Here is a 25,327-nt window from a genome sequence, read left to right on the forward strand (position 1 = left end):
GCGGGTGCGCGTTTTGTTTGCTGTGATAGAATGAAGCCTTCAGCCTGATTCTTGAGGTCTTATGACCAATCTTTCACAGCTAATTACCCGCGCTCAGGCTTTATGCGAAGAGCGAGGCGTGCGCCTGACTAGTCAGCGTGAACGGGTATATGAAATTATCGTTCAGAGTAAACGAGCCATTAGTGCTTACGATTTGCTGGACGTATTACGAGAAACTGAGCCCCAAGCGAAGCCTCCGACGGTTTACAGGGCGCTCGATTTTTTGCTTTCTCAGGGGTTTGTGCACAAAGTAGAGTCTACGAATAGCTTTATCGCTTGCTGCTTACCCGGCCATGCGCAACACTGTTCACAATTACTGATTTGCGATTCGTGTGGTGCAGTGGAAGAGTGTCATGCTGATTCTTTGTCCACAGCGCTTCAAGAGAAAGCAAGTAAGGCTGGTTTTGCCGTGAGTCATCACGTTGTAGAAACACATGGAACCTGTGGATCTTGTCAGGTAGCGAAACATTAGTTGCATTAGGACGGTAAACGAACATTATGCGCGCGGAATTTGTAAACCCATTTTTGTCTTCTTTGGTCAATGTATTGACGACCATGGCACAGCTTGAGATTACGCCAAAGAAACCGCAGTTGAAGACATCGGAAGTTGCCAAAGGCGACGTGTCAGGTTTGATTGGCATGGTTGGCCCTAAAACAAAAGGCTCTCTTTCTGTCACGTTTGAGGAAGAGCTGGCGCTAGAAATAATGAACCGTATGTTGGGCGAGAAACCAACGTCAATCGATGCAGATGTGACGGACATGGTAGGTGAGATCACCAATATGGTGACAGGCGGTGCGAAGCGTCTTCTTGCGGAGAAAGGCTTCGATTTTGATATGGCAACGCCGATCGTAGTGTCTGGCCGTGACCATACCATTACGCATAAAAGCGAAGGCCAAATCATCATCATGCCGTTTGATTCGGATTTCGGGCGAGCTTATATCGAAATCTGTTTTGACGATTAACGTCATTCTTGCTCATAAAAAAACGCCGCTAATGCGGCGTTTTTTGTTTCTTACTGAACCTGAGCGATTAGGCGCGCCATTGTTTGAACGCATTAATCAAACCGTTGGTTGAGCTATCGTGGCTCGCAACGGCTTCTTGATCTGCAAGCTCTGGCAAGATTTGGTTTGCCAGTTGTTTACCTAGCTCTACGCCCCACTGATCGAAGCTGAAGATGTTCCAGATAACGCCTTGCGCAAAGATCTTGTGCTCATACATCGCAATCAAGTTACCTAGCGTACGAGGGGTAATCTGCTTCACCAAAATAGAGTTGGTTGGGCGGTTACCTTCGAACACTTTAAACGGCACAAGCTCTGCCACTTCTTCCGCCGTTTTACCTGCCGCGACAAATTCCGCTTCCACTTGCTCGCGGTTTTTACCGAATGCCAACGCTTCTGTTTGCGCGAAGAAATTCGCCATCAGTTTTGGATGGTGATCGCTCAGTGGGTTGTGGCTGATTGCTGGTGCAATGAAATCACACGGGATGATTTTCGTGCCTTGGTGAATCAGCTGGTAGAACGCGTGCTGACCATTCGTGCCTGGCTCGCCCCAAATGATTGGACCCGTTTGGTAATCAACAGGCAGGCCGTCACGATCAACATACTTACCATTTGATTCCATGTTGCCTTGCTGGAAGTACGCAGCAAAGCGGTGCAGGTATTGGTCGTACGGCAAAATCGCTTCTGACTCTGCGCCATAGAAGTTGTTGTACCAAACACCAATCAATGCCAATAGCACTGGTAAGTTCTCAGAGAACGGGGTTTGCTGGAAGTGGTTATCCATGTCGTGTGCGCCAGCTAACAACTCAATGAAGTTGTCGTAGCCCACCGCTAAACAAATAGACAGGCCAATTGCAGACCACAGTGAGTAACGACCGCCAACCCAATCCCAGAACTCAAACATGTTGTCGGTGTCGATGCCGAATTCCGCAACAGATGTTGCGTTAGTCGACAGCGCAGCGAAGTGCTTCGCCACGTGTGCTTGGTCTTCTGCTGTCGCCAGGAACCAATCACGCGCAGACAATGCGTTGGTCATGGTTTCTTGTGTGGTGAAGGTTTTAGATGCCACCAAGAACAGCGTTGTTTCTGGGTTCAAACCTTTCAACGTTTCAGCAATGTGTGTGCCATCAACGTTAGATACAAAATGCAGGTTCAGGCGCGTTTTGTACGCAGCCAATGCCTCTGACACCATGTAAGGGCCAAGGTCTGAACCGCCGATACCGATGTTGACGATGTCAGTAATTTCTTTGCCGGTATAGCCTTTCCAATCACCGCCAATCACGCGCTCAGAGAATGCCTTCATTTTCTCAAGCACAGCATTCACGTGCGGCATAACGTCTTCGCCATCAACCATGATCGGTGTGTTACTGCGGTTGCGCAGAGCAATGTGCAGCACGGCACGGTCTTCGGTTTGGTTGATCTTGTCGCCACCAAACATTGCACCAATCGCGGCTTTCAACTCTGTTTCGTCTGCAAGCGCGAACAACTTATCGAGTGTTTGTTCGCTGATCAGGTTTTTCGAGTAATCCAGCAGGATATCGTCACCGAAATTGACAGAGAACTTATCGAAACGGTTTGGATCGTTGGCAAAAAGCGAGCTAAGGGTCAAATCCTGCGCATCTTCAAAATGAGCGGTAAGCGATTTCCACGCTGCCGTTTGCGTCGGATTGATAGACTTCAACATAATTATTGTTCCTTATAGACAGAGTCGGTTCGAGTGGGCACTGTCATCCCACATTATTCGAGGCAGACCACACTTCGTCATGTAATCGCCAAAGTGGTGTAATGTTACGATCTACTGTGTACCCATGCTAGGCCATTACACAGTTTTACGCCGATATCTTTTTATTGCGATTGGCTAAGGTGTGCCATGTTGGCATGATTACATTGCAACCGTTTTGCGTTAGGTCAGTGATTTCGCATCCTAAAAAGCGATGCAAGGCCACTTAAACACGCACTTTATATACTTCCTCACATAGCAGGTGTGCAAAATGTGGATTCAAAGAACAATTCATTTAACCGCCAAGCGCCGCGGATTTCATTTGATCACTGATGAAATTGAACAACACATTCCGGAGTTACGCGGCGTACACATCGGTCTAATTCACCTGTTTATTCAACACACTTCCGCCAGTTTGACGCTGAATGAGAATGCCGACCCAACGGTACGCAGCGACATGGAGGCGCATTTCAACCACTTCGTGCCAGAGCGCGCGTCCTATTACCAACATACCTATGAAGGGGATGACGACATGCCTGCGCACATTAAAAGCTCCTTGCTGGGCTCAAGCGTGTCAGTGCCGATATCAAATGGACGAATGGCATTAGGGACGTGGCAAGGTATTTATCTCGGCGAGCATAGAGACCACGCAGGCTCTCGACGTGTCATCGTTACGATTCAGGGGGAATAGAAATAAGACGAAAGGACGACACCAAAGCAAACTCGACTGACACATGAAAAACATATAACGAACATATGTATCAATTTAATGACAGGGGGGGGGTAACTTCAACACACCTAAAAATACCCCATCTCATTGAAAAATAAAGATACTCAAGTTTAATCTTGGAAATTGGTAGAACATACTTTTCTCACCCTCCCCTTTAGTCAATGAGCAAAACCAAATACCAACAAATAATACTTTCATCATTAAAACCCCCGAGCACTTCTATGGTTTATTACTGATAAATCATCAAAGAAATTACCCGTATCACTTATAAGACAAACCAAAGTCGCGTATTTGCATACCCTCTCATCATCGTAAATTTGTCGCGATCACCGCGGCATTGCTCAGTCCTACATATTTCATGGAACACGGAAGATGGGACGACCAATTTTAACGGACTCTAGGTTTCCAATGATGATGAAGAAAACCCTGCTTTCAACCGCAATTCTCGCTGGCGCGCTTACCTCTATGCAGGCAGTCGCAAACTGTGCTGGTAACGTTTATTCGATGAACGCTGGACGTGGGCACGTCGGCTTATTGCTCGACGTACAAGAATCGAAGCAGATGTCGACGCAATACTTTTCAGATGCGGGCGAACGCGTGGAATACCATTCTCGTGCGCTTTTCAGCGCATCAAGCATGGCGTATGACCGCATTACAGATCTCCTTTATTACACAAATTCACCGCAGCCGACGTCTTACCATGTTCAAGTACCTGAAACCGATGTCACGGCTGAGGAACTGAAAAACTTAGATCTTCACGCCAAAACCACCGAGTCTTATCAGCTTGCTTACATGGATCCAGCTACCGGCGAGCATGTTGCTGGCCCTACCGTAAACAAGCAAATCCTGCGAATGGCATTTGATCCGGATAGCGGTGAGTTGTTTGCGTCAGATTCACAAACCATTTTTAAGGTTAATCCAACCACCGGCGAGACCACGCATATTGGCGACTTCGAGAATGGTTTGAAGTTTGGTGGTTTTACTAACTGGGGCGATTTTGTTTTTCAAGGTGGTGAACTACTGTTTGTCACAAACAACCGCACGCTTTCCATCAATACCAGCACTGGCGCACAAACCCTTAAAGCCTTTCACTTTATTGATTTCGTGGCAGCAGCCTCCCTGGATCAAAATGGCCAAGTGCTTGTTGCAGCCAAGAACCAGAACGTATCGGGTAACGTAAACAGTAATCACTTGTACCGCTTAAAGCCTTCTACGGGCGAGAAAAAAGTGGTCGGCTTATTCCCAAGCCGCATCAGCGCCATGGCAACGGTGACATCAGAAGATCATACCTGCTATGAGAAAACGGAATTCAATAGTGATGTAACGCCAGAGGTGACTGGCATTACACTGGCATCTGACTCTGTAACGGAAGGTTCTACCGCGTATTTCACCGTTGATTTCGACAAGGCCACGAGCGATGCAAACACCGCACTGCGCGTTGCATTGAAAGATGGCACGGCGACCTTGAATAGCGATTACGAAAATACCGTCGCGTTGCTGTTCTCTGATAACTCCACGGGATCTGCCACGCTCTCATCAACATTGACCGAAATCAGCTTGCCACAAGGCGTCACCTCGGTACGAATTGGCGTGCCGACCGTTAACGATTCCACGCATGAGAGCAATGAGAACTTCTCTTTGGATGCTTGGGTGTCCACCGACAAGAGCGACCTGAGCTCAGCCCGTGTCACCGTTGTTGATAATGACCCTGCTGAAGTCGGTATTAAGTTGTGCTCAAACGGCAGTTGGACAGCACGACCAGCAACACTCGCCAACTGTCATGAATTTGACGACTATACAATGATCTACGACTACCACAATTCCACACATACCTCTCGCTATGAAGGCACAGTGGAAGGCTTGTCTGTAGGGTCGGCAAGTACGCTGAATTATAAGATTCTATCCACGCAAGACATCGGTGGACTGTCACGATTGACGGTAGAAATGGACTACGGTAACGGCTGGGTTGTGGTGGGTAACTACCGCTCGCGTGTTTACTCAAGACCAACGACTGTACCTTACACCTATGACTTTACCCCTGCATCCACTCAGGCCAAGTTTAGGCTGACTTGGAACATCACCTCTGATCGCGCTGATGGCGGTGATGACGTGAATATCCAACTTCAAAATATCACCGTATTAGATCGATAATAGAAACACAGAACACAAATAGCCAAAGCGCTGCTTTGGCTATTTTTTTTGCCTTTAGAACGGTTGGTTAATCATTACTCTAAATAACCCTTCTTCATTGCCCCATGCCATTTCAGATCGCAGAACAACACCTTCCACTTGGAAGCGAATCGCACCACCTGCACTCCATTTCATGTCACGATGAAGCTCTGCCAAATCATAGGTGTCTGCCACGCGCCCCGCATCAACAAAGGCGACCCATTGCCACCAAGGCACATCGTACCAATTGAACACAGGAAGGCTCCCTAGCGGCTGCCATTCAGGGATAACACGGTATTCCAAGCTGTAACTCAATGCAGAACGGCCAACGAAGCGCCCGGTTTGGAAGCTGCGCAAACGATAGAGCCCTCCAAGGCGAGCGCCAGCGAACTCAGGTGGGCGTTCATAAACACGTTCACCATTCACGATCGTGGTGTTATTCCAACTCGGGGTATCCGCGGTATAAACGTTTAGCGCCACCACCTGTTGCTTGGCTAGTTCGTCCCAATCGCCAAGAGCATGGAACCAACTTTGGCTTGCTTCCCACTTCCACCAACCTGCGCGATCATTTGAACCCAGATCCGCCGTCACGATGAATTCGCTAAGACTGCCAGCTGTCGGGTTATTCGCGCTATCACGGTTATCCCAACGAAGTCGGGTTTCTAGCCCCCAAACTTCATCAGTATCTGAAAAATCACTCGGTACGTTGGCCGCATCGCCCACTAACTCGCGAGATTCATAGAAAGGGCGAAAATCGATGGAAGACACGCCGCTATCCCAAGGCGTATGGCCGGTCACTTCGCGGTAAGGAGAAAGTGCTGCTCGAATGGGCTGAGAGGTTGCAGCACCGATCGGCAAGATGTAACGCATAGAAAGATGATGACGCGTGTCTCGGCTGTCTGCTTTTATGCTGTCAGACTTGATGGAATCATTGTTCGCCGCATCACCAAGAAAATAATCAAATTGCGTATAGTCGGCCTCATAGAATTGCCCACTGAACAACCAGCGGCTGTCTGATGACAACACGTAGTTATTGGCAGCGATAAAACTCATCCACGTATTTTTCGTCGTGCCGAGCCCTGCGGCAAACATTGAGGCTTGTGGCTGGCCAGCCCCTTTCCAGAGCCCCGCCATGCCAGCAGAGAATCCCATGGCTTCGGTCGAAAATACAAATGGGACGATTTCTATATCAAGCGAGTTAGTGTCTGTGGAAATCACATCATTGGATGACGAAACCGCGTCTTCTGCGCTCGCACTAACAGGCAAGCATAAGAAAGCCGCAATCAAAGATGCGGCTAGTAGACATTGATGATTGTTCAAAATGACCCACGAAAAGGATTAGGTATAAACGAGATCAACTCTCGACGTAATGTTAGTGACAAGCTCATAGCCAATCGTCCCAACATGGTTCGCGATCTCTTCAACGGGGAGACTCTCGCCCCACAAGATCACTTCATCGCCTACGCAATCCTTCGCGTCTGGGCCTAAATCAATGGTCAACATGTCCATTGAAACACGTCCCACCAAGGGAACTTTGCGTCCGTTCACCATCACGGGTGTGCCATCTGGAGCAACGCGTGGATAGCCATCACCGTAACCTATCGCCACCACACCAATTTTGGTGTCGCGATCGGTTACCCAACGCGCGCCGTAGCCCACGGGTTCGCCTTTTTTCGCGGTTCTTACTGCAATAAGGCTCGATGTCATCGTCATCACGGGCTTCAAACCCAGCGCGTTACCGGTAAGGGATGAAACGGAAGACACGCCATAAAGGCTAATGCCCGGTCTCACCCAATCGAGATGGCTGTCAGGCCAAAAGAAACAACCTGATGATGCGGCAAGAGAACGGTCGCCATCTTGCCCTTTGGTCACGGCAGAAAACAGGGCGATCTGCGCGTTCGTGACGGGATTTTCAAGCTCATCGGCACAGCCAAAGTGGCTCATGAAATGCAAAGGCTTCGCCACATTCGGACACGCATTCAATCGTTCAATGAATTGGCTAACGTCTTCCTCACGCACGCCAAGACGGTGCATACCAGAATCCACTTTCAGCCACACGGTAAGGGGCGTCGCGAGTGTGGCGCTCTCAAGTGCTTCAACTTGCTCAATGCAATGCACGGCGGTGTGTAGTTGATGTTCAACCAACAAAGGCAGATCGTCAGCCGAATAAAAACCTTCGAGGAGCAAAATGGGCGTGTCGATGCCGTCAGCGCGAAGTGCGAGTGCTTCTTCAAGTCGTGCAACACCAAACCCATCCGCATGGGAAGCAAGCGTATTCGCAACAGGCAACAAACCATGACCATAACCATTGGCTTTGATCGCCGCCCATGCGCGGCTGTTCGGTGCTTTGGTACGCACAACGTTAAGGTTGTGAACCAAGTTTTCCAGTTGAATATAGGCAGTTGCTGCTTTCATGAAACCTCGCGGTTACTCTTCGTCGAACGCAGGGCCTGCGTAATTATCAAAGCGTGAGAATTGACCTTGGAAGGTCAGACGTACCGAACCGATAGGACCGTTACGCTGCTTACCGATAATGATTTCAGCAATGCCTTTGAGTGGACTTTCAGGGTTATAAACCTCATCACGGTAGATGAACATGATAAGGTCGGCATCCTGCTCGATTGCCCCAGATTCACGCAAGTCGGAGTTAATAGGACGCTTGTCAGCACGCTGCTCCAACGAGCGGTTAAGCTGCGACAGGGCGACAACGGGCACATTCAATTCTTTCGCCAGCGCCTTTAAAGAGCGGCTGATTTCAGAGATTTCCAAGGTACGGTTATCTTGCAGACCCGGTACACGCATCAACTGAAGGTAATCGACCATGATCATGGAAAGCCCGCCATGGTCACGCGCAATACGACGCGCACGCGAGCGAACGTCCGTCGGTGTCAGGCCAGAGCTGTCATCGATGTACATGTTCTTCTTCTGGGTCAATAAACCCATGGTAGAAGAGATACGTGCCCAGTCTTCATCATCCAACTGGCCGGTACGAATTTTGGTTTGATCAACGCGAGAAAATGACGCCAACATACGCATCATCAGCTGTTCCGCGGGCATCTCTAGGGAGAAGATAAGCACCGGTTTTTCCTGATCCATCGCAGCGTTTTCACACAGGTTCATCGCAAAGGTGGTTTTACCCATGGATGGACGTGCCGCGACGATGATCAAGTCAGAGCCTTGTAGGCCCGCGGTTTTCTTGTTGAGGTCCGTGAAACCAGTCGACACCCCTGTGACACCATCTTGCGGTGTTTTCAGCAGGATCTCGATACGTTCTAAGGTTTTCTCCAAAACATTTTCAACGTTCTGAGGGCCTTCACTTTCGCTCGTACGCGCTTCGGCAATGGCAAACACTTTGCTTTCTGCCATGTCCAAAAGATCTTCAGACGTACGCCCTTCAGGCTCATAGCCAGCATCGGCAATTTCATTCGCCACGCTGATCAGATTACGAACGACTGCACGTTCACGCACAATGTCAGCATAGGCGGTAATGTTCGCCGCACTTGGGGTGTTTTTTGCAAGCTCAGCCAGATACGCGAAGCCACCTACTTCGTCGAGATGACTGTTCTTTTCAAGGTGCTGCGACAGAGTAATAAGGTCAAGCGGGTTCCCGCTATCAAGCAATTGCTTGGTGCTTTCAAAAATCATGCGGTGCGGTCGGCTATAAAAATCCGATGCCACCACTCTTTCTGCCACGCTGTCCCAGCGCTCGTTATCCAGCATTAAGCCGCCCAATACCGACTGCTCCGCTTCCAAGGAATGCGGTGGCACTTTCAGTGCGTCAACCTGACGGTCTTTGGGTTTGTTGGAGTTAAATTGCTTGCTGCGTTGCTCTGCCATATCACTCGTTACCTTATCATTGCGCCCGACATTATATACCCAAACAACGCGAAGATGCTTGGGTATCACCCCAATCAGAAAAGGAATCCCTTGCTGAACGCAGGCTGACGCAATGATGAAATAAATTCCTGCCAATTTAACATCTTGCTGACGCATATTTGGCAGATTCCGTTAAAATGTTTTTCCGATCTTAGTAATGGTAAACCATATGGCCTCGGCGCTGTTGAAACCGTCTTTTTTTTGTCTGGTTGCACTCCCCTTTTGTGCATGGGCCGATGACGTGCCCCCGCCTTGGCAATCTGAAGTCGAACTCGGTTTACAAACCCTCTCAGGCAACTCTGACTCTATCACGCTGAACACCCGTTTAGGGATGAACTACACCAGTGGCCCATACCGCCACACCTCAGAAGTTAAGTTCCTGTTGGTCGAAAAAGACGGCGAGGAAGACAAGCGCAAAGGGGAAATGGAAAGTCAGGCCAACTATAAATTCGACCCCACACGCTATGTCCTCGCCAACATCACCTACACCAATGACAAGTATGGCCCTTACTTCGACGACTTTACCTTCGCGACAGGTTTAGGTTACCAAGCGATTTGGCGTGAAGACATGACCTTATTGCTAGAAATCGGCCCAGGTTATCGTTACCAAAAACCCAACCTTGATGAGATTGATGATGACGATCTGATCCTGCCGCACAACGTGCAAGAGTTCATCGTCAGAGGACAAGCAGAGTTAATGTGGCAAATGACCAAAACCGCTGAACTCCAAGGTCGCTTAACCACCATCAGTGGACCAAGTAACACCAGTTTCGAAGCGCGCCTTTCGGTGCAAACCAGTTTGATTGATGACTTGGCGATCAAAATCTCCACCACGCAAAAGTACATCAACGACGTCCCACCAGGGCTCAGTAATCTGGATTCGATTTTTACCGTGAATATGGTTTATAAGTTTTAGGCAAGATTTGAGATTTGAGATTTGAGATTTGAGATTTGAGATTTGAGATTTGGCAGAGTAAAAATCAATACGTAGCAACATCAAGTCATCGGTTTTCGCTTTTGCACTTTCTCGCCACTCGAAACTGCTCTTATCTCGTTTCTTAGGTACAAAAAAACCGGCCCTGAGGCCGGTTTTTTCAAAGCTTACGTGTGTCTGAATTACTCAGCAACAACGTTAACTTTAACAGTAGCAAATACTTCAGAGTGCAGTTGCAGACTGATTTCGTATTCGCCAGTGTTACGTAGTGCACCTTCTGGCAGGCGAACTTCGCTCTTCGCTACTTTAACACCAGCTGCAGAAACTGCATCTGCGATGTCACGAGTACCGATAGAACCGAATAGTTTACCTTCGTCACCAGCTTTAGACGCGATAACAACCGCTTCTAGAGCTTCAACTTGCTCAGCGCGAGCACCAGCAGCAGCTAGAGTCTCAGCAACTTTTGCTTCAAGCTCAGCACGACGAGCTTCGAAGTGCTCAACGTTTGCTTTAGTTGCCATAACAGCCTTACCTTGTGGGATAAGGAAGTTACGAGCGTAGCCAGACTTAACTGCTACTTGATCACCTAGTGAACCCAGGTTACCGATTTTATCAAGCAGAATAACTTGCATTATCTAATCCTCTTAAAATTGGCAGTGCCGATTACTGATGTTTGTCAGTGTACGGCAGCAGGGCTAGGTAACGTGAACGCTTGATAGCGCGAGCCAGCTGACGCTGGTACTTAGCACGAGTACCAGTGATACGGCTAGGTACGATTTTGCCAGCTTCAGTGATGTAGTTTTTAAGAGTCGCTACGTCTTTGTAATCGATCTCTTGTACGCCTTCTGCAGTGAAACGGCAGAATTTACGACGACGGAAGAAACGTGCCATGGGCAATCTCCTGATCTAAATATCTATAATTTCATCGGCATGTAACACTAATTTACCTTGGCCGTTACGGCTGGTTTGGTAAGCGAGAAACCCGCCGACCTTAATGTGACTGCCTAAAGCTAAATGCTGAGTTTGGTTTTGCGACCCCTGCCCGCTGATGACGACCGGTAACCGGCAATACACCTGCCTTTGCAGTGCAGCTTCCTGTTGTTCCGAACGGTGCTCTATCACAAAGTGACAATGCGGTATGCCGGCAGGGCTCTGCTTTCGAATCGGGCCTTGAGCGATAACGCCTGCAAGCTCAATCCGATTGGTCTTCAAATCAAATTACTCTGCTGCTGCTTCGTCTTCAGATTGTGCTTCTGCACGTTCTTCACGACGAGGTGCGCGCTCTTCTTTAGCCTTCATCATTACAGATGGCTCAGTGATAGCGCCTTTGGTACGCATGACCATGTTACGGATCACAGCGTCGTTGAAGCGGAAAGCGGTTTCCAGCTCATCAACTACTGCTTGGTCAGCTTCAACGTTCATAAGAACGTAGTGTGCTTTGTGCAGTTTGTTGATTGGGTAAGCCAGTTGACGACGACCCCAGTCTTCTAGACGGTGGATCTGACCACCTGACTCTTTGATAGAACCAGTGTAACGCTCGATCATGCCAGCAACTTGCTCGCTTTGATCAGGGTGCACCATGAATACGATTTCGTAATGACGCATAGGTTGCTCCTTACGGATTATTCAGCTTCCAGTGTTGGCCCAGTCGTCCAAAGGAAGCAAGGAACGAAAGTAAAAGACTGGGAATTTGGAGGCAGGATAGTACAGAATTGCATCGTTAATAGCAATCACTATTCGCATACCAAACTGAATTGGCAAAAGGCATTGCTTAACTGCGTGTATTTTCCCGTTCAAATCACTTTTGTGATGGCACGCAGATTCCGCATCAGAAGATATAACCAGACATGGAGTTACCCCCATCACGCTTTTCTGGTTAGCACGCGCTAATTTATAAGCTCACGATCACATAAAGCTGTCCAATCTGTCGTCATTTCCGCTTGTTTCCACTTCAAAACGGAAAAAGTGCCTCTCCTCCCTCTGTGCCTTACCACTTATCTTTCACTCAACGCAACAACGTCTGGAGAGACACTCTTGCAAACCTCTACACCGTTACACCCGGATGATGCGCTCATTGTAGAAGAAGGCACATCCATTACTGAACGCGCGATCGCACTGCTAGGCGAACACAACATCTACCCAGATTCGCTGCAACAGAAAATGCTCGCTACGCACATTAAAGCCATGGTCTGGCGCTCTCACAGCGGTGAAGCACTGCCTGAGCTAGAGCTGGAAATGTTTGAGGAAATTTCAGCGCTGTCGCTGACGCTAGCAGAGCAAACCTGCAGCTGGCTAAACAACCTCGCATATGAAGAAGCACACCTTTTATCAGTCCACTTCGAAGTGGCGAAAGAAAACGAATTAAGCACCGCTAAAGGAGAATAAACATGTCAGTACTAAAACTTGTAATCGGCGATCGCATGGGTAAAGGCCAGAAAGTTGGCGCAGGCGCAGAAGCTGCAGGTGCACAAGTCACCGTGATCCCTGGTATGGCTGCGGACATGAAGCTGGGCGACATCATGAACCAGCAAGAAGCACAAATGGGTATTTCATTTTGTGGTAGCGGCGGTGCAGGTGCCATCACAGCGCAAACCAAATATGGCTACAAATGTCGTTACGGCATGCGCTCAGTCGAAGAAGGCATTACGGCAATCAATGATGGTTGTGTGGTTCTAGGCTTTGGCTTCAATGACAAAGAAGAACTCGGCGAGAAACTCGTTAAAGCATTCATGGCGAAACACGGTATCAGTGCATGAAAGAACAGCTGACCACTGACGTCATTGTTAGTGGGAAAGGCGAAACAAAGCAGCAGGCTTTTGCTGCTGCTTTGAGCCAGATCCAACCCACGTTGCTAAAGAACAACCAAAACGTTCTCCTCAGGATTGAACCTTTAGACGTCAAAGTGCTGGAAGCAGAAGAAAATGCAAGAACAGAGAAATTCCTTTTCTTCTTCTTACCCAGAGAGCGACGTCAATACCGCGTCAAGCTAGAGGTTACTGTCAGCCTAACCCACATTGATGTGGAGCAGGTCGACTTCAAACGCTAACAAGCCACTCAAAGGATCACTGACATGTTCTCTGTCATTTTATTTAAGTCGCTCATTATTGGTGGCTTAGTTGGTATCGGCGTCGGCGTCGGTGCTGCGAGGATGTTCCACGCCCCCACCGTTCAGGGTATGGGTGCGTTCCGTACGCTCGGCGAATTGAACTCTTGTGAAGGCGACCCTGCTTCTCACTTTTCTTTTGGCCTTGGCTTCTTCTTCAACGCGTGGGCATCCACGGTTGCTGCAGGTGCATTCACACAAGATGTTGACCACCGCATTCTGCCTAACTGGGGCGCCGCGGCACTCATGGTCAAAAATCGCGATCTGGCGACCACACTGCATGACCCGAAACGTATGGGCATTGCCTGTGCCATCATCGGTGCCATTGTCGTTGCCTTCCTTAACTCCACTGCCGCCGCCGTTCCAGCTGCGCTTCAGGTGACTGCTGTCAAAGTACTGGTGCCTGCCGCAAACCTGCTGGTAAACACCGTCATGCCGGTGATCTTCTGGCTGGCCGCCATTGAAGCGGGTAAGAAATCAGGCTTCTGGGCAACCATCTTTGGTGGTCTTGCGCAGATGATCATGGGTAACGCAGTACCAGGTCTGGTTTTGGGTATTTTGATCGGTAAAGGCGTCGAAGAAAGCGGCTGGAACAAAGTTACCAAGATCATGATGAGTGCCATCATTGCGCTGTTCGCTCTGAGTGCTTTCTTCCGCGGTTTTGACATGCAACTAATCGAGTCTTTCCACATGCAAGTACCGATGTGGCTTGAAAACATCCATCTCATGATGAGCGGTAAATAAGGGGTCTTACCATGGATGAAAAAATGAGAAACAATTTCTGGTACGCAGACTGGTCTTTCCCAATCTTTGTTGGTCTGCTGTCCTCGGGTGTCTTCGCGGGTACCCACATGTACTACCTTCACGGCGTCGGCGCATTTAACGAAGTCGCATTCGTTTCTATGTTCCGCGCAGGCATGGACACTGGCGCATATGGCGCGGTGGCAGCCTTCGGAGCAAGCTTCTTGTTTGCACGCATTATTGAAGGCTCGCTGGTCGGTATCTTGGATATCGGTGGCGCCATCCAAACGGGCGTAGGCCTAGGTATTCCTGCTCTGCTACTTGGTGCTGGCATTGTTTACCCAGTGGAAAACTTCACCGCATCATTGATCACCGGCATGGTGGCAGGTTTAGCCATCGGCGGTCTCATTATTCTGGCGCGTAAATTCACCATCAACCAAAGCGATTCCACCTACGGCGCTGACGTCATGATGGGGGCAGGTAACAATTCAGGTCGCTTCCTAGGCCCTCTGATTATTCTGTCTGCCATGGGTGCATCGATTCCAATCGGTATCGGCGCTTTGATTGGCTCACTGATTTTCTATGTGTGGGGCAAACCCATCACAGGTGGCGCAATCCTTGGCGCAATGGCACTCGGCACTATGTTCCCAATCGCACTGTAATCTTTCTACCCCGCTTTCGGGCGGGGCTATCGAGACACCCGCTATGTACGACGTCCTAATAAAAAACGCAAAATTGGTTTCCGGTGAGATAACCGACATTGCCATCAAAGACGGCAAAATTGCTGCACTAGGCACCCTTACCGACGCCAACGCCACCCGCACAATCACGCTTGATAACCCTATCTTCGTCAGCGCAGGTTGGATTGATGGCCATACCCATTGCTACCCAAACTCGCCGATTTACAACGACGCACCTGATGCCATTGGCGTCACGGGCGGTGTGACCACGGTGATTGATGCCGGCAGCACGGGCGCTGATGATGTTGATGACTTCGCTGAATTAGCCAAAGCCTGTCAAACCGAAGTGCGTGCATTACTGAACATATCTCGCATTGGGTTGCTTCGCCAAAATGAACTCGCTGACAAGAATGACATCGATCTTCCCCTTGCTAAACAAGCCGTGGAACGCCACCCAGACTTCGTCGTGGGCCTAAAAGTTCGCATGAGCGGCAGCGTGATCGGCGAGAACGGTTTAGCCCCCTTGAAGTCAGCCAAACAGCTTCAACATGATTGCGGCTGCTTGCCTCTGATGGTGCATGTGGGTAACGCGCCCCCAACACTTGAAGACATTGCCGTTTTGTTGGGCGAAGGCGATATCTTGACGCATTGCTTTAATGGCAAACCAAACCGCATTTTGACCCCAGAAGGAAAGCTTCGCGGTGCAGTGAAAGATGCGATGGAGCGCGGGATGTTGCTCGACATCGGCCACGGCAGTGCGAGTTTCAGCTTCGATGTCGCAGAGCAATCAATCCAGCAAGGCATTTTGCCTGACACCATCAGTTCAGACATTTACTGCAAGAACCGCATCAACGGTCCGGTGTATGGGCTAGCGCATTTGATGTCGATGTTCTTCACCCTTGGTCTAAGCCACGAACAAATCATCGAACGCGTCACGGTGAACATCGCAAAAGCCCTTCGCTTAGAAACCAAAGGCCAGATTGCCATCGGTTGCGATGCAGATTTGACGTTATACGAAATCGAACAAACGCCTGTCACTTTCACTGATACCGAAGGCGACACACGAACTGGCGAACAACGTTTCGCACCGCTAGCGGCGATCGTTGGCGGCAACCTTATATTGACTGACAGAGGACACACACACCATGTCTTCCATTCTTGAAAAATACAATCTTAAGCATGTCATCAACGCTTCTGGTCGCATGACCGCGTTGGGCGTATCCACGCCGCAGCCCGACGTTGAAGAAACCGTCTGCTTTGGCATGAACAATTACTTCGAAATGAAAGATCTGGTAAATAAAAGCGGCGAATACATAGCGCGCTTGCTGGATGTAGAAAACGCCGTTGTCGTCTCTTGTGCATCGGCAGGTATCGCGCAAAGCGTCGCGGCAATGATTGTGCGTGGTGATACCTACCGTCTCGAGCAGCTGCACGCCCATTCACATGATGTACCGAATGAAATCGTTATTCCGAAAGGCCACAACGTCAATTTCGGCGCACCGGTTGGCACCATGATCAACCTAGGTGGTGGTCAAATCGTTGAAGCGGGCTGGTCAAATGAGTGCAGTGCCGCGCAACTGGGTGCCGCCATCAACGCAAACACCGCCGCCATTCTTTACATCAAATCTCACCACTGCGTGCAAAAGAGCATGTTGTCCGTGGAAGATGCAGCAGCCGTTGCCAAAGCCCATAACGTGCCTTTGATTGTGGATGCCGCCGCCGAAGAAGACCTGCGGCTTTACTACCAACAAGGTGCTGACTTGGTCATTTACAGTGGCGCAAAAGCCATTGAAGGCCCAACCAGCGGATTGGTGTTGGGCAAGCATGAATATGTGGAGTGGGTGAAGCAACAATCATCGGGCATCGGTCGAGCAATGAAGGTGGGTAAAGAAGGCATTCTTGGCCTTACCCATGCAATTGAAATCTACCTTGAGCGCCAACAAGAAACCGGCTCAGAGATGATCAGCAAAATGACCCCATTTATTGAAGGCCTAAACGCATTACCTGGCATTCAGTCTCGCGTGGTTTGGGACAGTGCAGGGCGCGATATCGCCCGTGCAGAAGTGAGTTTTGATGCCGACGTATTTGGCCTTTCAGCAAACGATGCTGTCGCCAAACTACAAAGCGGCAACCCTGCGGTGTACTGCCGTGCATACAAAGCCAATGAAGGCTCTATCGAATTTGACGTGCGCAGCGTCTCTCAAGAACAACTACAACAAGTTCTCGCTGCCATGACCGAACTAAATCAGGAGTAACACCATGTCTCTTAGCCCTAAATATTATGCTGACCGTGTTTGTTTGAACGTATTGGCCGGCTCACACCAAAACGCGGTTGAAGTGTTTGACGCATCAGAAGGCCACGTGCTCGTGGGTATGCTTTCAAAGAACTACCCTGATGTACCAAGTGCAGTGGAAGACATGAAAGCGTGCGCTGAAAAAATCGGCAACGCGCTGTCTATCGGCCTTGGTGCGGGCGATCCGAATCAGTCTGACATGGTCACTGAACTAGCGGGTATCCTTCAACCTCAGCACGTGAACCAAGTATTCACTGGCGTGGGCAAAAGCCGTAACGCGCTAGGCCAAAACGACACCGTCGTGAATGGCTTGATTTCACCAACGGGCACCGTGGGCATGGTAAAAATTTCTACCGGCCCTAAATCATCCGGCATGGCTGACGCCATCGTTCCTGTGGATACCGCTATTGCCATGTTACAAGACATGGGTTGCAGCTCTGTTAAATACTTCCCGATGGGCGGCTTAGCATCTCGTGATGAATATGAAGAAGTTGCCAAGGCATGTGCGCGCAACAATTTCTGGTTAGAACCAACAGGTGGGATTGACCTTGCAAACTTTGAGGAAATTTTGCGAATTGCTTTGGATGCAGGTGTCGAGAAGGTTATACCTCACATCTATAGCTCAATCATCGATTCTTCCACCGGTGAAACCCGTCCAGAAGATGTAAAAACACTGTTAGAAATCACTAAACGTCTGCTTTCTCGCTGATTCAAACGGCAGCGCACTTCATGTGTGCAATGGCATGTCGACGTCGTGTTGCCGAGTACGTTTGCTCACCTTCCTGTGACAAACGTACTCGGCACCTAACCAGTGAAGCAATAGGAAACGCCCAAACATGTCCAAGCTCCCTCACCCTCGTCTGATTCGCTTACTCGATGCCGTCACAAACACCCCGTTAACTCAAGAAGAGATAGCCCAAAAACTCGCCGTTTCAACGCGCACTGTCAGGACGGATGTCGCGACACTCAACAATGTGATGGTCAATCACGGCGCCCACATGATCCACCAGCGTGGCGCTGGCTATCAACTCAAGATTTATAACCAAGAGGCGTTCAGTGCGTTTCAACAAGCCGTTCGAGATGCAGATCCAGCTCCGCGCACAAGTAAAGAACGCATCGTTCAAATTCAAGTACTGCTACTGACTTCTGATGATTGGGTCAAACTCGATGACCTAGCAGACACGTGGAACCTTAGCCGAACAGCGGTACAAGGTGATATGGCAGATGTGCGAGGTCAGCTTTCACCGTTTGACTTACACATTGAAAGTAAGCCGCGTTTGGGGATGCGCATCGTGGGAAGCGAAACGGCGATTCGAGCGCGTTTGGCACAAATAATCTATGCAGAGCAAAAAGAATCACAACGCACACGCGGATTGATTGGCACACTGTTTCCGACCAAGTCGCAGCAGGTTTTTGCATCGCGTTTTCGTGAAGTATTATCCACGATAAACCTGTATATCAATGATGACGGTCTGCAGTGGCTCGCCATTTATGCCGCCGTTACCTTACAGCGCTTAGCCGCCGGCCAAGCGTTAAGTGATTTTCCAAAAGAAGATGTGATTGACGATATTCTGCCTATCGCTTCTACCATGTTTGATGTTTTACCGATGCTGCTGCCCGCGAATGAGGATGAGATTGCGGCACTTGCCGTGCATGTCCAGGCGCGTATTACGGCTAATCAGTTTCATTTAAATAGTCGCGTGGTCAGTGAAGCAGAAGAGTTGGTCAACCACATACTAAACTATGTACATCAACACTATCCCTACGATATCCGAGATGATGAACAGCTAAAAAAAGATTTAAAAACGCACATCAGCAATATGATCATTCGCGTGAAGCACCACGTTGCGACGGTAAACCCCCTTGCTGAACATATTAAGCAGCACTACCCGCTCGCCTACGATATTACACTCGCCGCAATTGCCGATTGGATACGAACAACAGGCTACTGCATGACACAACATGAAATTGGATATCTGGTTATTCACGTTGGAGTCGGCTTAGAACGCAACCACTGCTTGTATCAACGTGCACCGAAAGCACTTTTGTTCTGCGATGCAGGAAATGCAGCCTCCCGTGGATTAGAAGCCATCATTCGTCGTCATTACCCTTTATTACAGTTGCAGACTATTCACTCTGAAAAGGCACTTGAGAATCTTCAACCTTCAAACGTAGATATGCTGATATCGACATCAGCCAACGTGTCTTCCGGCGTGCCTTTATTTGTTCTCGACCCGTTCCCCACGCAGCACCAGCTCGAAGAACTCGGTAAGCTGGTTCTGGTCGACCGTACTGGCCCATACATGTTGGAGAAATACTTTTCCGACGAGCAATTCTTGTATATCGACGAGACAATCGACCAGGCCACTTTATTTGACAAAGTCTGCGGCCAACTAGAGTCTCAAGGCTTAGTGGAAAAAGGCTACGGTGCGTCGTTAAAAGAACGAGAGGTGATCGTCTCTACCATGATGGGCGAACACATTGCCCTTCCTCACTCCATCGAACTGTTTGCAAAGCGCTCCTTGGTCTACACCGTCGCGGCACCACGTGGTATCGATTGGGGTAACGGCGAAAAAGCCTATCTGGTGTTTTTCATGGCGCTCAGTAAACACGACTATGAAGACGCCATGGGCCTGTATGATTTGTTCCTCACGCTAGTGAATAACAAGGCCGGAAAAGGGTTATCGCAATGCGAAACATTCCCTGATTTCAAACTGCTCGCCCATCAAGAATTGGCATAAAAAAAGGAGCCCTTGAGGCTCCTTTTTATATATCACAGGTGGTAGACGTTTAGCTGCGGCGCTGACGCACTGCTTCAAACAGGCAGATACCGCTTGCGACAGACACGTTCAAACTCGACACACTGCCAGCCATTGGAATGCTGATCAGCTCATCACAGGTTTCACGCGTTAGGCGGCGCATACCGTCGCCTTCTGCCCCCATGACGATCGCCAGTGGACCTGTCATTTTGCTTTGGTAGATGTCATGCGTGGCTTCGCCCGCAGTACCTACAAACCACACGCCTTTTTCTTGCAGTGCTCGCATGGTGCGCGCAAGGTTGGTTACACGAACCAACGGCACAATTTCTGCCGCGCCAACAGCAACTTTACGCACGGTTGCACTCAATGGAGCAGAGCGGTCTTTCGGAACGATAATCGCACACGCACCTGCCGCATCGGCGTTACGCAGACATGCACCTAAGTTATGCGGATCTGTGACGCCATCAAGAACCAGCAACAGTGGGTTATCTTTGCCTTCTAGAATCGCATCAAGGTCATTTTCGTTGTACTGACGACCTTGCTTAACACGTGCAATCAAGCCCTGATGCGACGCACCATCAGCTTTATCATCCAACGCCTTGCGTCCCATTTCCTGAGTGGTGATGCCAAGCTCAGCCAATTCCTTCAGCACGGGCAGTAAACGATCGTCTTCACGACCTTTTAAAACATAAACTTCGATAAAGCGTGCAGGATCAGATGCCAACACGGCTTTGACGGCATGAATGCCATAAATCATTTCATTGCTCATGAGTTACTTCTTTTAATTGCCGGCTTTCGCGGGTTTGCCTCGTTGCGCTTTTTTCTTACGCACCTTCTGAGCCTTGCTCTTTTTCTTCGCTGGAGTTCCATCCGTCGCTTTGTTTGCGGATTGGCCTTTGTTCGCCGATGGACCTTTGCGATGGCCTTTACCTTTGCCCTTCCCTTTACCTTCAGGGGCTTTATCGTCCCCACCAGCTTTTGGAATAGCGCCACGTTTTAGTTGCTGACGAACAGACCCGCGCTCTTTGCTGAATTCAGGGTTCTTGCCCGATTCAGCTCGGCCTTTCTTGGCATGTTTGCGCGCTGTTTTACCTGCACCGCGCGGTTTACGCGTTGTGCCTTCCAGTTCGAAATCGATCATCCTTTCATCAAGGTTGACGGATAATACTTTGACCGTGACCTGATCGCCAAGTTGGAAAACGCGACCAGAGCTCTCACCCACGAGCTTTTGACCCACCATGTCGTAGTTATAGTAGTCATTGTCTAGGTTCGAGATATGGACAAGACCATCAATGTGAAGCTCATTCAGGCGCACAAAGAAACCGAATCCTGTCACGTTTGCAATCGTCCCCGCAAGGGTATCGCCAACGTGGTCTTGCATGTACTCACACTTTAGCCAATCCGACACGTCACGTGTTGCATCATCTGCACGACGTTCTGTCATCGAACATTGCTCACCCATCACATCCATGTCATCGAATGAATAATGGAAGCCGCCGGTTGGTGTCCAGCGATCAGTGTTGCGGCCTTCTTGCTTGGCAATAAGGTACTTAATCGCGCGGTGCAGCAACAAGTCTGGGTAACGACGAATTGGCGAGGTGAAGTGTGCATACTGCTTCAACGCCAAACCAAAGTGACCTTGGTTGTCTGCTTGATATACCGCCTGCTTCATTGAGCGAAGCAGCATAGTTTGGATCAATTCGCGATCTGGGCGGCTTTGAATCAAGTGCGCCAGTTGTGCGTAATCTGTTGGTGATGGCGATAAACCACCATTGAGTGACAGACCCATTTCACCCAAGAAATCTTTAAAGCCAGTAAGACGCTCTTCACCCGGCGCTTCGTGCACACGGTAGAGCGCGGCTTCTTTGTGTTTTTCGACGAAACGTGCAGAGGCAACGTTGGCCAAAATCATACATTCTTCGATGATCTTGTGCGCATCGTTACGCTCCACAGGCACGATACGTTCAATCTTGCGCATCGCATTGAAAATGAACTTGGTTTCGACGGTTTCAAATTCAATGGCACCACGTTGCTCACGCGCACCTTTTAGCACTTTGAACATCTTATTCAGTTCTTCAAGGTGCGGCACCAACGGTGCGTAGCGATCGCGAAGCTCTTCGTCGCCATCCAACATCTGCGCCACTTTGGTGTACGTCAGGCGTGCATGCGAATTCATTACAGCTTCGTAGTGCTTGTAGCCTGAAAGGTTGCCTGACTCGGAGATGGTCATTTCACAAACCATACACAGACGATCGACCTGCGGGTTCAAAGAACACAAACCGTTAGACAGCACTTCAGGCAGCATTGGAATAACTTGCGACGGGAAGTACACCGAGTTACCACGGTTGATGGCTTCTTTGTCTAGCGCTGAATCAGGACGCACATAGTAGCTCACATCCGCGATGGCAACCCATAGACGCCAACCACCTGATTTTTTCTTCTCACAATAGACGGCATCATCAAAGTCACGCGCGTCTTCACCATCGATGGTCACCAATGGCAATTCACGTAAATCTACGCGACCGACTTTCGCCTCTTCAGGCACCTCTTCTGTCAGGCCTTTGATCTGCTTTTCAACGTCTTTTGGCCACACATTGGGAATGTCATGGCTACGCAGCGCAATTTCAATTTCCATACCCGGTGCCATGTTCTCACCCAGTACTTCGACGATACGGCCCATCGCACCTTGTTGGCGTGTTGCGCGTTGGAAAACTTCCACCACCACCACATTGCCCATGCGAGCGCCTTTACGATCATCTTTAGGAATAATGATGTCTTGGCTTAAACGCGAGTCATCAGGCACCACGTAGGCGTTACCATCTTCCAAGAAGAAACGACCAACGATTTGGCCTTTGCGTTCTTCAAGCACGCGCACAACGCGTGCTTCTTTGCGGCCTCGCTTATCAGTGCCTGCAGGTTGCGCGAGAATGAAATCGCCATGCATGACGCTTTTCATTTGATGATGCGGCAAGAGCCAGTCTTCTCGATTGCCTTTGCCTTCTGGGCGTAAGAAGCCGAAACCATCGCGGTGGCCAATCACGGTGCCTTTCACCAAGTCCAGGCGTTCTGGCAAGGCGTAGCATTGGCGACGAGTAAAGATAAGCTGTCCATCACGCTCCATGGCGCGAAGGCGGCGACGAAGACCTTCATACTCTTCGTCTGATTTTAAGCCCAGCACGTCAAAAAGCTGGTCACGGTTAACCGGCGTGCTGAAACCTTTAATGACTTCTAGTAGGTGCTCGCGGCTTGGTACCGGATTGTCATATTTTTCTGCTTCACGAACCAAATGCGGATCGTTGCTATGTAGGTGTTTGTCCTGAGACATATAGGATTCCCGTTAGCGACACTTGATTTCAAGTATATCGCTTTAAATAAAAGAAAATGGGTGCCCAGCAGAATTGCCACGAAAAAATGACGACAAGTTATCAATACGCTTGTTAAGCCGGGCGAACAGGGATAAGAAGGCGGTGTAGGTTGTTATTTCCTGCCACCAAATCGTGAAGTGTGTGGTTGTCCATCTCTGTAAGAAATGCCTGCATCGCTTTCGCGAGTGCATCTTTTAGACGACAAGCGGGGGTGATATGACAGTTGTCTTCACCACAATTGACAAGATGCAGAGGTTCAAGCGCTCTGATCACTTCGCCAATGACAATTGATGCTGCTGGTTTGCCTAATCGTATCCCGCCATTCTTTCCACGGACGGCTTCTACGTAGCCTGCCTGACTCATACGGTGGATGATTTTCACCATATGATTTCGAGACACCCCATACTTTTCTGTGACCACGCTAATGCTGGTCAACTCTCCGGGCGGCAGCATAGCCAGATACATGAGAGCCCTTAGGCCAAAGTCTGTAAAACTGGTTAATTGCACGTTTTCAAATCTCCTCTGGCGCATTGTACCCTGAACTGATGTAAAAGGCGCGCTTCGTCACTGTTTCTTTTTTCTCCAACTTTATCAGCATTGATCATCTTTGCCTTTCTTCAAAATAAAAGATCATTTTTAGTTGATCTAAACATACATTTCAGATACAACTTAAAACATGCATTTTAGATGTAACTTTAAAGAAGAGACGAATATGTTAAGTCCAAAAACGATTGAGATTGTAAAGTCGACCGCACCATTGCTTGCTGAAACGGGTCCAGCACTCACTGCCCACTTCTACGAGCGTATGTTCAAACACAACCCTGAACTGAAAAACATCTTCAACATGAGCAACCAATTTACGGGTGCGCAACGCGAAGCCTTGTTCAATGCCGTTCATGGTTATGCAGCAAATATCGATAACATCGAAGTGCTGCTTCCTGTGGTGGAGAAAATTGCTCAGAAGCATGTCAGCTTTAACATCACACCAGAAATGTACGCCATTGTCGGTGAAAACCTGCTTGCCACCATTGATGAGATGTTCAACCCGGGGAAAGAAGTGATTGATGCATGGGCGGAAGCCTATGGCCTTTTGGCGAATGTGTTTATCACCCGAGAAGAAGAGATTTATCAGGGCAAAGAAAGTACGCAAGGTGGATGGCGTGGCACGCGAGAATTTACAGTGCTGACAAAAACCAAAGAGAGCGATGTGATCACCAGCTTTGTTTTTGCGCCCGTTGATGGTGAGCCTGTTACAGGCTACAAGCCGGGGCAGTACATTGGTATCTACCTTAATCCTGAGCAATTTGAGCATCAGGAGATCCGTCAATACAGCCTGTCTAGCGCACCTAAAACCAATACTTACCGTATTTCAGTAAAACGTGACCCTCAAGGTCTTGTGTCGAACTACTTGCACGATCACTTGAACGTGGGTGATACAGTGAAGCTAGCCCCGCCAAGCGGAGACTTTTTCCTCGAAGCCAGCAAAGATACCCCTGTTGCGCTGATTTCTGGCGGCGTTGGATTAACGCCAATGCTCTCTATGCTTGAAACACTGACTGGCGAACATGACGCAGATATTCACTGGATCCATGCGACCGAAAACGGCCAGCACCATGCATTTGGTGAGCACATCGATAACCTTATCAAGCAAAACTCACGCGCAACACGCAACGTCTGGTATCGCGATCCGTTAGCGAGTGACAAAGTGGCAGAAGATTATGACCACGCGGGCATGATCGATCTGAGTGTCATTGATGGATTAACCGACGATGCTCAACGCCATTTCTATCTATGTGGACCTGTTGGCTTCATGCAAGCTGTCGCCAAGCAATTAGTGAGCTCAGGCGTCAGCAAAGGTAGCATTCACTATGAGTGCTTCGGCCCACATAAAGTGATTGATTGATTACTTTGCAGGTGA

26 protein-coding genes are annotated in these 25,327 nt (G+C 49.2%); 15 read left to right on the forward strand and 11 right to left on the reverse strand.

Annotated features, from left to right (window positions below):
* The first annotated feature begins 61 nt into the window (after positions 1 to 61).
* Both zur and EQP46_RS16285 read left to right on the forward strand, forming a co-directional pair.
* Positions 62 to 511, forward strand: coding sequence for a zinc uptake transcriptional repressor Zur (zur, locus tag EQP46_RS16280; protein WP_129494650.1), 450 nt, complete (start codon positions 62 to 64; stop codon positions 509 to 511).
* A 26-nt stretch (positions 512 to 537) separates the two neighbouring features.
* Positions 538 to 1,002, forward strand: coding sequence for a chemotaxis protein CheX (locus EQP46_RS16285; RefSeq protein WP_129494651.1), 465 nt, complete (start codon positions 538 to 540; stop codon positions 1,000 to 1,002).
* Between the two features lie 67 nt (positions 1,003 to 1,069).
* Here the strand turns inward: EQP46_RS16285 and pgi are convergent, their stop codons facing one another.
* Positions 1,070 to 2,722, reverse strand: a complete 1,653-nt coding sequence (pgi, locus tag EQP46_RS16290; RefSeq protein WP_129494652.1) for a glucose-6-phosphate isomerase — start codon at positions 2,720 to 2,722, stop codon at positions 1,070 to 1,072.
* Positions 2,723 to 3,029: 307 nt separating this feature from the next.
* Here pgi and EQP46_RS16295 point away from each other — a divergent pair, with 307 nt between their 5' ends.
* Complete coding sequence (locus tag EQP46_RS16295; RefSeq protein ID WP_129494653.1) at positions 3,030 to 3,449, forward strand: secondary thiamine-phosphate synthase enzyme YjbQ; 420 nt, start codon at positions 3,030 to 3,032, stop codon at positions 3,447 to 3,449.
* Between the two features lie 450 nt (positions 3,450 to 3,899).
* Positions 3,900 to 5,639 (forward strand): Calx-beta domain-containing protein, encoded by a 1,740-nt coding sequence (locus EQP46_RS16300; protein ID WP_129494699.1) that lies wholly within the window; start codon positions 3,900 to 3,902, stop codon positions 5,637 to 5,639.
* Between the two features lie 54 nt (positions 5,640 to 5,693).
* Here EQP46_RS16300 and EQP46_RS16305 read toward each other — a convergent pair whose 3' ends face one another.
* Genes EQP46_RS16305 through EQP46_RS16315 form a run of 3 tightly spaced genes read right to left on the reverse strand, consistent with a single transcriptional unit; the run spans position 5,694 to position 9,494 of the window.
* Positions 5,694 to 6,977 carry a BamA/TamA family outer membrane protein gene (locus EQP46_RS16305; RefSeq protein ID WP_129494654.1) on the reverse strand — a complete coding sequence of 428 codons (1,284 nt, stop codon included), beginning with the start codon at positions 6,975 to 6,977 and terminating at the stop codon, positions 5,694 to 5,696.
* Positions 6,978 to 6,995: 18 nt separating this feature from the next.
* Entirely contained in the window at positions 6,996 to 8,072 is a 1,077-nt protein-coding gene (gene alr, locus EQP46_RS16310) for an alanine racemase (protein ID WP_129494655.1), read from the reverse strand.
* A gap of 12 nt (positions 8,073 to 8,084) precedes the next feature.
* The gene (locus EQP46_RS16315; RefSeq protein ID WP_129494700.1) at positions 8,085 to 9,494 is read right to left on the reverse strand and encodes a replicative DNA helicase; all 1,410 of its coding nucleotides are present in this window, start codon (positions 9,492 to 9,494) and stop codon (positions 8,085 to 8,087) included.
* A gap of 208 nt (positions 9,495 to 9,702) precedes the next feature.
* Between EQP46_RS16315 and EQP46_RS16320 the strand changes: the two genes are divergently transcribed.
* The gene (locus EQP46_RS16320; protein ID WP_129494656.1) at positions 9,703 to 10,449 is read left to right on the forward strand and encodes a DUF481 domain-containing protein; all 747 of its coding nucleotides are present in this window, start codon (positions 9,703 to 9,705) and stop codon (positions 10,447 to 10,449) included.
* A gap of 200 nt (positions 10,450 to 10,649) precedes the next feature.
* Here the strand turns inward: EQP46_RS16320 and rplI are convergent, their stop codons facing one another.
* Genes rplI through rpsF form a run of 4 tightly spaced genes read right to left on the reverse strand, consistent with a single transcriptional unit; the run spans position 10,650 to position 12,072 of the window.
* Positions 10,650 to 11,099, reverse strand: a complete 450-nt coding sequence (gene rplI, locus EQP46_RS16325; RefSeq protein WP_129494657.1) for a 50S ribosomal protein L9 — start codon at positions 11,097 to 11,099, stop codon at positions 10,650 to 10,652.
* 31 nt (positions 11,100 to 11,130) lie between these two features.
* A complete protein-coding gene (gene rpsR / locus EQP46_RS16330) occupies positions 11,131 to 11,358 on the reverse strand; it encodes a 30S ribosomal protein S18 (protein WP_002539422.1) in 228 nt (75 codons plus the stop codon).
* 15 nt (positions 11,359 to 11,373) lie between these two features.
* Positions 11,374 to 11,679, reverse strand: a complete 306-nt coding sequence (gene priB / locus EQP46_RS16335) for a primosomal replication protein N (RefSeq protein WP_129494658.1) — start codon at positions 11,677 to 11,679, stop codon at positions 11,374 to 11,376.
* A gap of 6 nt (positions 11,680 to 11,685) precedes the next feature.
* On the reverse strand, positions 11,686 to 12,072 hold the full coding sequence (gene rpsF, locus EQP46_RS16340; RefSeq protein ID WP_017012404.1) for a 30S ribosomal protein S6: 387 nt from the start codon (positions 12,070 to 12,072) through the stop codon (positions 11,686 to 11,688).
* 429 nt (positions 12,073 to 12,501) lie between these two features.
* Here rpsF and EQP46_RS16345 point away from each other — a divergent pair, with 429 nt between their 5' ends.
* The 9 genes from EQP46_RS16345 to EQP46_RS16385 all read left to right on the forward strand — a co-directional run bounded on the left by EQP46_RS16345 (position 12,502) and on the right by EQP46_RS16385 (position 20,026).
* Positions 12,502 to 12,852, forward strand: coding sequence for a transcriptional regulator (locus EQP46_RS16345; RefSeq protein WP_129494659.1), 351 nt, complete (start codon positions 12,502 to 12,504; stop codon positions 12,850 to 12,852).
* A gap of 2 nt (positions 12,853 to 12,854) precedes the next feature.
* Complete coding sequence (locus tag EQP46_RS16350; protein WP_017012406.1) at positions 12,855 to 13,223, forward strand: SFCGS family glycine-rich protein; 369 nt, start codon at positions 12,855 to 12,857, stop codon at positions 13,221 to 13,223.
* Positions 13,220 to 13,513, forward strand: a complete 294-nt coding sequence (locus EQP46_RS16355; protein WP_129494660.1) for a DUF4312 family protein — start codon at positions 13,220 to 13,222, stop codon at positions 13,511 to 13,513. The genes EQP46_RS16350 and EQP46_RS16355 overlap by 4 nt, the downstream gene beginning before the upstream one ends.
* Before the next feature lie 24 nt (positions 13,514 to 13,537).
* Positions 13,538 to 14,314, forward strand: coding sequence for a DUF4311 domain-containing protein (locus tag EQP46_RS16360; protein ID WP_129494661.1), 777 nt, complete (start codon positions 13,538 to 13,540; stop codon positions 14,312 to 14,314).
* Positions 14,315 to 14,325: 11 nt separating this feature from the next.
* Positions 14,326 to 14,973 (forward strand): DUF4310 family protein, encoded by a 648-nt coding sequence (locus EQP46_RS16365; RefSeq protein ID WP_129494662.1) that lies wholly within the window; start codon positions 14,326 to 14,328, stop codon positions 14,971 to 14,973.
* A gap of 43 nt (positions 14,974 to 15,016) precedes the next feature.
* Entirely contained in the window at positions 15,017 to 16,153 is a 1,137-nt protein-coding gene (locus tag EQP46_RS16370; protein ID WP_129494663.1) for an amidohydrolase/deacetylase family metallohydrolase, read from the forward strand.
* A complete protein-coding gene (locus tag EQP46_RS16375; protein WP_129494664.1) occupies positions 16,137 to 17,246 on the forward strand; it encodes a DgaE family pyridoxal phosphate-dependent ammonia lyase in 1,110 nt (369 codons plus the stop codon). The genes EQP46_RS16370 and EQP46_RS16375 overlap by 17 nt, the downstream gene beginning before the upstream one ends.
* A gap of 4 nt (positions 17,247 to 17,250) precedes the next feature.
* On the forward strand, positions 17,251 to 17,994 hold the full coding sequence (dagF, locus tag EQP46_RS16380; protein ID WP_129494665.1) for a 2-dehydro-3-deoxy-phosphogluconate aldolase: 744 nt from the start codon (positions 17,251 to 17,253) through the stop codon (positions 17,992 to 17,994).
* A gap of 127 nt (positions 17,995 to 18,121) precedes the next feature.
* Positions 18,122 to 20,026 (forward strand): BglG family transcription antiterminator, encoded by a 1,905-nt coding sequence (locus EQP46_RS16385; protein WP_129494666.1) that lies wholly within the window; start codon positions 18,122 to 18,124, stop codon positions 20,024 to 20,026.
* A gap of 49 nt (positions 20,027 to 20,075) precedes the next feature.
* On the opposite strand, the gene rlmB is transcribed toward EQP46_RS16385, so the two are convergent.
* The 3 genes from rlmB to nsrR all read right to left on the reverse strand — a co-directional run bounded on the left by rlmB (position 20,076) and on the right by nsrR (position 23,916).
* On the reverse strand, positions 20,076 to 20,813 hold the full coding sequence (gene rlmB / locus EQP46_RS16390) for a 23S rRNA (guanosine(2251)-2'-O)-methyltransferase RlmB (protein WP_129494667.1): 738 nt from the start codon (positions 20,811 to 20,813) through the stop codon (positions 20,076 to 20,078).
* 12 nt (positions 20,814 to 20,825) lie between these two features.
* Positions 20,826 to 23,369, reverse strand: a complete 2,544-nt coding sequence (rnr, locus tag EQP46_RS16395) for a ribonuclease R (RefSeq protein ID WP_129494668.1) — start codon at positions 23,367 to 23,369, stop codon at positions 20,826 to 20,828.
* A gap of 112 nt (positions 23,370 to 23,481) precedes the next feature.
* Positions 23,482 to 23,916 carry a nitric oxide-sensing transcriptional repressor NsrR gene (nsrR, locus tag EQP46_RS16400; RefSeq protein WP_129494669.1) on the reverse strand — a complete coding sequence of 145 codons (435 nt, stop codon included), beginning with the start codon at positions 23,914 to 23,916 and terminating at the stop codon, positions 23,482 to 23,484.
* A 205-nt stretch (positions 23,917 to 24,121) separates the two neighbouring features.
* Here nsrR and hmpA point away from each other — a divergent pair, with 205 nt between their 5' ends.
* Positions 24,122 to 25,312, forward strand: coding sequence for an NO-inducible flavohemoprotein (gene hmpA, locus EQP46_RS16405; protein ID WP_129494670.1), 1,191 nt, complete (start codon positions 24,122 to 24,124; stop codon positions 25,310 to 25,312).
* Positions 25,313 to 25,327: the final 15 nt, after the last annotated feature.

Source organism: Enterovibrio baiacu, assembly GCF_004120195.1.
Classification (GTDB): domain Bacteria; phylum Pseudomonadota; class Gammaproteobacteria; order Enterobacterales; family Vibrionaceae; genus Enterovibrio; species Enterovibrio baiacui.

Excerpts from the sequence above, each read along its gene's own strand:
- EQP46_RS16315 (WP_129494700.1), bottom strand. The coding sequence starts at position 9,494 with ATGGCAGAGCAACGCAGCAAGCAATTTAACTCCAACAAACCCAAAGAC.
- EQP46_RS16350 (WP_017012406.1), top strand. The coding sequence starts at position 12,855 with ATGTCAGTACTAAAACTTGTAATCGGCGATCGCATGGGTAAAGGCCAG.
- EQP46_RS16375 (WP_129494664.1), top strand. The coding sequence starts at position 16,137 with ATGTCTTCCATTCTTGAAAAATACAATCTTAAGCATGTCATCAACGCT.
- pgi (WP_129494652.1), bottom strand. The coding sequence starts at position 2,722 with ATGTTGAAGTCTATCAATCCGACGCAAACGGCAGCGTGGAAATCGCTT.
- EQP46_RS16355 (WP_129494660.1), top strand. The coding sequence starts at position 13,220 with ATGAAAGAACAGCTGACCACTGACGTCATTGTTAGTGGGAAAGGCGAA.
- EQP46_RS16320 (WP_129494656.1), top strand. The coding sequence starts at position 9,703 with ATGGCCTCGGCGCTGTTGAAACCGTCTTTTTTTTGTCTGGTTGCACTC.
- rpsF (WP_017012404.1), bottom strand. The coding sequence starts at position 12,072 with ATGCGTCATTACGAAATCGTATTCATGGTGCACCCTGATCAAAGCGAG.
- EQP46_RS16385 (WP_129494666.1), top strand. The coding sequence starts at position 18,122 with ATGTCCAAGCTCCCTCACCCTCGTCTGATTCGCTTACTCGATGCCGTC.
- dagF (WP_129494665.1), top strand. The coding sequence starts at position 17,251 with ATGTCTCTTAGCCCTAAATATTATGCTGACCGTGTTTGTTTGAACGTA.
- EQP46_RS16370 (WP_129494663.1), top strand. The coding sequence starts at position 15,017 with ATGTACGACGTCCTAATAAAAAACGCAAAATTGGTTTCCGGTGAGATA.
- zur (WP_129494650.1), top strand. The coding sequence starts at position 62 with ATGACCAATCTTTCACAGCTAATTACCCGCGCTCAGGCTTTATGCGAA.
- EQP46_RS16285 (WP_129494651.1), top strand. The coding sequence starts at position 538 with ATGCGCGCGGAATTTGTAAACCCATTTTTGTCTTCTTTGGTCAATGTA.
- hmpA (WP_129494670.1), top strand. The coding sequence starts at position 24,122 with ATGTTAAGTCCAAAAACGATTGAGATTGTAAAGTCGACCGCACCATTG.
- rplI (WP_129494657.1), bottom strand. The coding sequence starts at position 11,099 with ATGCAAGTTATTCTGCTTGATAAAATCGGTAACCTGGGTTCACTAGGT.
- rnr (WP_129494668.1), bottom strand. The coding sequence starts at position 23,369 with ATGTCTCAGGACAAACACCTACATAGCAACGATCCGCATTTGGTTCGT.
- rlmB (WP_129494667.1), bottom strand. The coding sequence starts at position 20,813 with ATGAGCAATGAAATGATTTATGGCATTCATGCCGTCAAAGCCGTGTTG.
- rpsR (WP_002539422.1), bottom strand. The coding sequence starts at position 11,358 with ATGGCACGTTTCTTCCGTCGTCGTAAATTCTGCCGTTTCACTGCAGAA.
- EQP46_RS16365 (WP_129494662.1), top strand. The coding sequence starts at position 14,326 with ATGGATGAAAAAATGAGAAACAATTTCTGGTACGCAGACTGGTCTTTC.
- EQP46_RS16295 (WP_129494653.1), top strand. The coding sequence starts at position 3,030 with ATGTGGATTCAAAGAACAATTCATTTAACCGCCAAGCGCCGCGGATTT.
- alr (WP_129494655.1), bottom strand. The coding sequence starts at position 8,072 with ATGAAAGCAGCAACTGCCTATATTCAACTGGAAAACTTGGTTCACAAC.
- EQP46_RS16300 (WP_129494699.1), top strand. The coding sequence starts at position 3,900 with ATGATGAAGAAAACCCTGCTTTCAACCGCAATTCTCGCTGGCGCGCTT.
- EQP46_RS16360 (WP_129494661.1), top strand. The coding sequence starts at position 13,538 with ATGTTCTCTGTCATTTTATTTAAGTCGCTCATTATTGGTGGCTTAGTT.